We start from the raw sequence: 6,861 nt of genomic DNA, 5'->3' as shown, positions 1-6,861 counted from the left end.
TGCCCATCAACGTGGAGCGCGGGGCCGCCGCAGCGGGCGAAGCGCCCTGAGCCAGGACTTTCGCTGGCCGATTCCTGCAATCGGCCAGCCGAATCCGGTTTCGGCGAGACGAACCAGGGCGCCGGCGCGAGAGTGAGCGCCATTTCAGCACCTGTGGAGGCTTCGCTTGGCCACTCGTTCCCTCATCCGATTCAGCGCCCTCGCCACTGCCGCGCTGGCGCTCACCAGCTGCGCCGCCTGGCGCGTTGACCGCGCGGTGCAGACCGCAACCGGCCTGACCAGCCACTGGCTGTGCGACGACGTCTACGTCTCCGGGCTGGACGCCGCCACGGCCTATGCCGAGCGCGTGCAGCCCCAGCCGGGCATGGGCCTGGTCGACTGGGGCCTGCGCTGGCAGCTCGACCCGGCGGCGCGGCAGGTCACGGTCTCGGTGGCTGGCGGCTTCGAGAGCCGCGCCGTGCACCGCCCGGGGCTGGGCTGCGTGGCCCTGCCGGCAGGTGAAACGCCGGCGCCGGCTGAACCTGCCCCGGTGTTCGACGCGGTTCAAGCCTCCCAGCCACCGATCGCCGGCCCGGCACTGGTTGAGACCACGAACCCCGCACTGGCGGCCGCCCTGACGCGCGCGCTGCAGCCCGACCGCCGCCACCAGACCAAGGCCGTGCTCGTGCTGCGCGACGGCCGGCTCATCGCCGAGCGCTACGCGCCGGGCATCGGCGTCGACACGCCCCTGCTCGGCTTCTCGATGACCAAGACAACGGTGAACGCGCTGGTCGGCATCCTGGTGCGCCAGGGGCGCTTGAACGTGGACGCCCCCGCGCCGGTGCCCGCCTGGGCCGACGCGGCCGACCCGCGCCACGCCATCACCGTGGCCCAGCTGCTGCGCCAGACCTCGGGGCTGGACCTGCCGCAGAACAACAGCGGCTTCGACCCCAGCACGCAGATCCTGTACAGCGTGCGCGACAAGGCTGCCGCCATCACCGCCGCGCCGCTGGCGGCCGCGCCCGGCACGCGGCATGCGTACGCCGACCCAAACTACCTGCTGCTCTCGCGCATCGTGCGTGACCAGGCCGGCGGCAGCGCGCACGAGGTGCTGCGCTTCGCCCAGCGCGAGCTCTTCGGCCCGCTGGGCATGGCCCGCGTCACGCTCGACATCGACGCCACCGGCACGCCCGTGGGCGCCGCCCACATGCTGGCCCCGGCACGCGACTGGGCGCGCCTCGGCCAGCTCTACCTCGACGACGGCATGGCCGGCCCCACGCGCATCCTGCCCGCCGGCTGGGTGGGCTGGTCGACCACACCCACGCTCGCCACCGGCTACGGCGCCGGCCTGTGGACCAACCGCCTGGGCGCGCAGCGCCACCCGGACTGGGGTGTGCCCTGGGGCCTGGCGAATGCCCCCGCCGACGCCTTCTTCGCACGCGGCTTCATGGGCCAGTTCATCGTGGTGATCCCCTCGGAGCGGCTGGTCATCGTGCGCCTGAGTGTGTCGCACACCAAGGGCGACGACATCGAAGAGACCGACCGCATCGTCGGCGAGGTGCGCGCGGCGCTGAACTAGGTGGCCATGCCCCAACAGCCATTCGCTTCAACCGCCACACGGTCGTGCGCCAGCTTGCCCAGGTGCGCCAGCAGCGAGCGCTGGGCCACCGGCAGCAGGCGGGCATCCACATCGTCGTAGACGACGGGCAGCAGTTGCTCCAGCGTGGCCGGGCTCATCTCGCGCAGCACGTGCAGCACCTTGGCCTCGCGCTTGAGGCGGTGCGCGATCACCGCCTCGAAGGCCTTGCGCGGCTGCGCCATCAGGAAGCCGTGGCCGGGCGCGAGCCAGTCGATGTCTTCGCCCATCAGCGCGCGCAGCGAGGCGATGTAGGCCGCCATGTCGCCATCGGGCGGGTTGATCACCACCGTGGAGGCCTGCATCACGTGGTCGCCGGTGAAGAGCAGCTTCTCTTCTTCCAGCAGGTAGCACAGGTGGTTGGAGGCGTGGCCGGGCGTGTGGATCACGCGCAGCGTGGTGTGCGGGCCGAGCTCGAGGCGCTCGCCGTCGTTGAGCACACGGTCGGGCGCGAAGCTCGCGTCCTGCCGGTCGGGGTGGGCCGGCAGGCGGCCCAGCACCTGCGCGTGGGTGTGCTGCTGGAGCGAGACGGCGGCCGGTGAGTGGTCGGAGTGCGTGTGCGTGGCGAGGATCCAGCGGATGGGGCCCGGCGCCGCCTTCAGGATGGCCTCCACGTGCGAGGGGATCGCCGGGCCGGGGTCGATCACGGCCCACTCGTTGCGCTCGCCACCGCCGACGAGGTAGGTGTTGGTGCCCGGCCCCGTCATCACGCCGGCGTTGGGTGCGGTGACGCGGATCACATGCGCCGAGAGCTTGACCGCGCGGCCGGGCACGATCTCGTACGAGGCGGTGCCGTGGCCCAGCGGGTCGATGCGGCCCATCTCGGCCCAGGCCACCTCGTGCGGCATCACCGGGCGCAGGCCCTGGCTGCCGGCGCCGATGCGTGGGTTGATCATGCTCACCTCGCGCGGCGAGCGTGCCCACTCCATCAGCGCCTGCGCGGTCTCGAAGTGCGCCAGCGCGCTGAGCGTGGCGCGCGTGGGCCCCATCAGCTTGAGCGAATCGCTGCGCGCCAGCGCCTCGGAAGGCCGCAGCCACTGCATCGCCACCATCTCCACGCCATCGTGCTCGGCCTGCTGGCCAGCCGGCGCCTGGGCCACGAAGAAGCGCGTGTCGTAGCGCTTGGCGCGGCCGAGCGGCGTGAGCCAGTGGCTGAGGTAGGCGAGTTCGTCGACGGCGAGCGTGAGGCCTTCGGACGCACAGAACTCGCCGAGGCTGCGCTCGCCGGCGTTGAGCGGCGCACGCCAGGGCGCGAGGCGCCGGGCGTCGTCGCCCACCAGCGCGCCGTTGCGTCGCGCAAAGAGCAGGCCGCATTCCTCGAAGCATTCGCGGATGGCGGTGATGGCGTAGTCGAGCCCGCCTTCGTGCAGGCCGAGGCGCCGGCTCACCGACGCGTCATCGCCGCCTTCGCACAGGCTGCGCCATTGCGCGTCGCCCGGGTCCACCGTGCCACCCGGGAAGACCCACGCACCGCTGTTGTGGTCACCGCGTTCGGCGCGGCACAGCAGCAGCACCTCCACACCGATGGGCGCATCGCGCACCACCACCAGCGTGGCAGCGGGGCGCGGCGGCTTGCCGGCGGAACTGAGGTCGATGGGGGCAACGTCGGGAGAGGTCATGTCAGCACTGTGAGCGTTCTGGAGCATGCCGCAAGTCTGGCATTCCCGCGCCGTCCCCGGGCGTCACCAAGGTGGCTGCGCAGCGGGCCGCTCTTGCGCAGAATCAGGCAACCCCGAGCTGCCGCGCACACCATGACCATCCTCCTCGTCCGCCACGGCGAAACGCCGCTCAACGTGGCCCGCACGCTGCAGCCGGCCGACACGCCGCTCAGCCCGACCGGCCTGGCCCAGGCACAGGCCGTGGCCCGGCGGCTGGCGGGCGGGCCGCTCGCCGGCATCGTCAGCAGCGACCTGCCGCGCGCATTGAGCACGGCGCAGGCCATTGGCGCGGCCACCGGCCTGCCGGTGAGCACCACCGCCTTGCTGCACGAGCGCAACTTCGGTGACCTGCGCGGCCAGCCCTACGACACCCTGGGCTTCAACCCGCTCACCATGGAGCAAGCACCGCCCGGTGGCGAGTCGATGGCGGCCTTCTTCGAGCGCGTGGCCCAGGCCTTCGCGCACATCGTGGCGTTGCGCACGCAGCTCGGCGGCCCCCTCGCGGTGGTGACGCACGGCCTGGTGATCCGCGCGCTGCTTTCGCGGCACGCTCAGCGCACCGACAGCGGCGAGTTGCCGCGCATCGGCAACACCTCGGTCAGTGTGCTGGCCGCACTGGCCCCGCACACGGTGGAACTGCTCGACTGCACCCGCCACCTCGACGCCGCCACGCAGGACGACAGCCAGAGCCTCTCAGGCGGCTGAGGCCGCGGGAGTCCTGTCACAGGCGTACACTGACCTCGCGTTGCGTGTTTGCTTACTGCCGTGACGTTGGCGGCCCTGCACCATGTTGTGCGAGACAGGGCGCCTGGCCGGGCCACGCACTTTGCATGAGCCGACCCCTTTGCGAGCTCACCCGGCGACTCCACTGCAAGCGAGTCGCCCAAGTCCGAAGGCCTGGCCCCGTTCGTGCGGAAGCGATCTGCTCGCCGGGCGAGCGACTTCCCGAATGGACCCGCAAGCACGATGCCTGGCAACTCGGCTCCAGCGGGAGCACGAACCGCGTTCCGTGCGGCAGTTGATGACCTGCGGGATCGATCCGACCCGGCTTGAAGCCGCTTGACCACACACCTTGAACTGGAGATGCCTTGAACAGTCTCAGCCCCCGCATGCTCGAGCCCCGGCGCGAAGCGCTCAGGGAGAGCTTGCTGTCCACCGTCGACCTCCTGGGACGCCGCCGCGCGTGTGAGATCGACGCCGGCTTCATCGCGGACTACGTCACGCTCGACTGGCTGGAATGGCACGGCGGCTCGTTGCGACTCACCGCGACGGGGGAAAACATCTGCAAGCAGCTGCTTGCCGTGCTTCGCCACGAAACACCCCTGCCGTCGCCCTTGGCGTGACGGCCGGGGATGCGCCTGCTCATGATCGATCCCCTGCTGTTCGCGACCGCCCGGCTGCTGACGTTTTCCGGCTCTCGCAGCGCCACGGCCGCCAGCGGGTTCTTCTTCCGGCGGTCGGAGCGCTTGTTCCTCGTCACCAGCCGGCACGTCTTCATCGACGAAGGGCAGTCCCATCGGCCCGACCGGCTCGAGATCGAGCTGCACACCGACCCCGATGACCTGTCGGCCTCGACCGGCTGGTCCGTGCTCCTCTATGAAAACAGGCGCGCCGCATGGCGCGAGGGGCGCGACGACGCCGGCGAGATCGACGTCGCGGTCATCGAGATCGACCAAAGCAGGTTCCCAGCCGGCGCAACAGTCCACGCGTTCACGCCGGATCAGCTTGTCGCGGCCGACGCGACGGTGCACCTCGGAAGCGCGCTGGCCATTCCAGGCTTTCCCCTCGGCTTCCACGACGAGGTGCATCACCTCCCGGTCACGCGGCACGCCGTCCTCGCGTCGCCTTGGGGCGTGCGCTTTCAGGGCAAGGGCCATTTCCTGACCGACGCACGCACGCACAGCGGCACCAGCGGTGCACCGGTCGTGGCCCGGCTGGACGAAGGCGGCCCGATGGAGCACCCGCTGCGCTGGAAGCTGCTCGGGATTCATTCATCCCGCTTCGACATGGGCAACCGCGACCGCAACGTCGACGAGTCACTCGGTCTCAATGTCGCCTGGTATGCCGACATCCTGATGACGCTGACTGAAGCCTGATGTGCCACGCGACGATGGCGCCTGGCCAGGCCGTTGTGCGGCCGCGCCGTCGAGTCAGCCGAGGGCCTGCATCCGCGCCCGCGGCGCATCGATCACGAGATCGCTCTCCGGCCGCGCCACACAGGGCAGGATGAAGCCCTCGCGCTTCTCGTCGACGCTCAGGCCCGGCCACTCGATGGCGTAGCTCACGCGGCCTTCGACCAGCCGGCACAGGCACTCGCGGCAGGTGCCGTTGCGGCAGGAACTGGGCAGCACGAGGCCGGCTTCGCGGGCCGATTGCAGGAGCGACTGGCCAGCGGGTGCGTCGAAGGTTTCGGCTCGGCCGAGCAGGCGGACGCGCATCAGCCCCTGAGCCGCTCGATCACCGCCATCGCCGCCGCCGGGTTGCGTTCCTTGGCACCGCTGATGAAGAACAGGAACACGTCGCGCGCCGGCCCGGCCTCGGGCCTGGGTTCGACGCGCGGCAAGCCATCGGGTTCGTCACCCGTGGCCCAACGTTGCGCGCAGCCGGCGAACTGGTCCAGCGTGGCGGGGCTGAAGCCCTGCGGCAGGTCGCCTTGCGAGCGCATGGTGCGCACGTAGACGAAGTCGCTGGTGATGTCGGCGAACGACGGGTAGTCGTCCGAGTCGGTGAACACCGTGGCCGCCTTGTGGCGGCGCGCCAGCGACAGGTACTCGGGCGTCTTGAAGCTATCGTGCCGCACGTCCATCACGTGGCGCAGCGGCAGGCCACCCACCTGCGAAGGCAGCAGCTTCAGGAAGGCTTCGAAGTCCACCGGATCGAAACGCTTGGTGGGGGCGAACTGCCACAGCACCGGCCCGAGCTTGTCGCCCAGTTCGGCCAGGCCGCTGTCGATGAACTTCTTCACCGACTCGCCCGCCTCGGCCAGCACGCGCCGGTTGGTGGCGAAGCGGTTGGCCTTGAGCGAGAACATGAAGCCATCGGGTGTTTCCTGGCGCCACTTGGCGAAGGTGGCCGGCTTCATGCTGCTGTAGTAGGTGCCGTTGACTTCGATGGCGGTGAGCTTTCGGCTGGCGTACTCCAGTTCGCGCGATTGCGACCAGCCTTTGGGGTAGAAGTTGTCGCGCCACGGCTCGAAGGTCCAGCCACCGATGCCGATGCGGACGTGGCCGCCGCTCATCGCAGGCTCCAGGCGATCGTGCCCGCCAGCACCACGGCCAGCACGCCGCTCACCACCAGCAGAAAGCGCGTGCGCACACGCAGGATCTCGACCGCCTCGACCAGCCGCGCGTTCTGCTCGGCCAGCGTCTCCATCAGCTGGGCCGAGGCCTGCTGCTGCTCCTGCAGCCGCGCCACGCGCGCTTCGAGCTGGCTGACGCGTTCAGCCGGGTCGGCCGCGGGGGCCGACGGCGCCGCGGGTTCGGGCTGCTGCGTGCGCGTGAACATCTTGCGTGCGCCCTTGACCACCTGCGGCGCCGCTTCGATCACGTCGCCCCAGGGGATCACCTTCAGTGCCGACAACCAGGAGAT

The 6,861-nt window shown here is 70.6% G+C and carries 8 protein-coding genes; 4 read left to right on the top strand and 4 right to left on the bottom strand.

Annotated features, from left to right (window positions below):
* The first annotated feature begins 166 nt into the window (after positions 1 to 166).
* Complete coding sequence (locus VFL64_RS11125; RefSeq protein ID WP_489540442.1) at positions 167 to 1,558, top strand: serine hydrolase domain-containing protein; 1,392 nt, start codon at positions 167 to 169, stop codon at positions 1,556 to 1,558.
* Here the strand turns inward: VFL64_RS11125 and VFL64_RS11120 are convergent.
* Complete coding sequence (locus VFL64_RS11120; protein WP_489540441.1) at positions 1,555 to 3,234, bottom strand: MBL fold metallo-hydrolase; 1,680 nt, start codon at positions 3,232 to 3,234, stop codon at positions 1,555 to 1,557. The two genes, VFL64_RS11125 and VFL64_RS11120, sit on opposite strands and share 4 nt — an antisense overlap.
* A gap of 132 nt (positions 3,235 to 3,366) precedes the next feature.
* On the opposite strand from VFL64_RS11120, the gene VFL64_RS11115 reads away from it, so the two are divergent.
* From VFL64_RS11115 to VFL64_RS11105, 3 genes are all read left to right on the top strand, one after another.
* Entirely contained in the window at positions 3,367 to 3,978 is a 612-nt protein-coding gene (locus VFL64_RS11115) for a histidine phosphatase family protein (RefSeq protein ID WP_489540440.1), read from the top strand.
* Between the two features lie 383 nt (positions 3,979 to 4,361).
* On the top strand, positions 4,362 to 4,616 hold the full coding sequence (locus VFL64_RS11110) for a hypothetical protein (RefSeq protein ID WP_489540439.1): 255 nt from the start codon (positions 4,362 to 4,364) through the stop codon (positions 4,614 to 4,616).
* 21 nt (positions 4,617 to 4,637) lie between these two features.
* Positions 4,638 to 5,369, top strand: a complete 732-nt coding sequence (locus tag VFL64_RS11105) for a S1 family peptidase (protein ID WP_489540438.1) — start codon at positions 4,638 to 4,640, stop codon at positions 5,367 to 5,369.
* A gap of 54 nt (positions 5,370 to 5,423) precedes the next feature.
* On the opposite strand, the gene VFL64_RS11100 is transcribed toward VFL64_RS11105, so the two are convergent.
* The 3 genes from VFL64_RS11100 to VFL64_RS11090 form a co-directional block, all read right to left on the bottom strand.
* On the bottom strand, positions 5,424 to 5,711 hold the full coding sequence (locus VFL64_RS11100) for a 2Fe-2S iron-sulfur cluster-binding protein (RefSeq protein ID WP_489540437.1): 288 nt from the start codon (positions 5,709 to 5,711) through the stop codon (positions 5,424 to 5,426).
* Positions 5,711 to 6,511 (bottom strand): DUF72 domain-containing protein, encoded by an 801-nt coding sequence (locus VFL64_RS11095; RefSeq protein WP_489540436.1) that lies wholly within the window; start codon positions 6,509 to 6,511, stop codon positions 5,711 to 5,713. The genes VFL64_RS11100 and VFL64_RS11095 overlap by 1 nt, the downstream gene beginning before the upstream one ends.
* A partial coding sequence (locus VFL64_RS11090) for a hypothetical protein (protein ID WP_489540435.1) occupies positions 6,508 to 6,861 on the bottom strand: 354 nt, incomplete at its 5' end. The genes VFL64_RS11095 and VFL64_RS11090, both read right to left, overlap by 4 nt.

This window comes from Rhizobacter sp., from assembly GCF_035702065.1.
Lineage (GTDB): Bacteria > Pseudomonadota > Gammaproteobacteria > Burkholderiales > Burkholderiaceae_C > Rhizobacter.
Note: the sequence above shows the minus strand (reverse complement) of the source record. Positions and strands in the feature narration are given on the sequence as shown.

Bases quoted from the DNA above. Each gene is read 5' to 3' on its own strand.
- VFL64_RS11105 (WP_489540438.1), top strand. From the start codon at position 4,638: ATGATCGATCCCCTGCTGTTCGCGACCGCCCGGCTGCTGACGTTTTCC.
- VFL64_RS11100 (WP_489540437.1), bottom strand. From the start codon at position 5,711: ATGCGCGTCCGCCTGCTCGGCCGAGCCGAAACCTTCGACGCACCCGCT.
- VFL64_RS11120 (WP_489540441.1), bottom strand. From the start codon at position 3,234: ATGACCTCTCCCGACGTTGCCCCCATCGACCTCAGTTCCGCCGGCAAG.
- VFL64_RS11115 (WP_489540440.1), top strand. From the start codon at position 3,367: ATGACCATCCTCCTCGTCCGCCACGGCGAAACGCCGCTCAACGTGGCC.
- VFL64_RS11095 (WP_489540436.1), bottom strand. From the start codon at position 6,511: ATGAGCGGCGGCCACGTCCGCATCGGCATCGGTGGCTGGACCTTCGAG.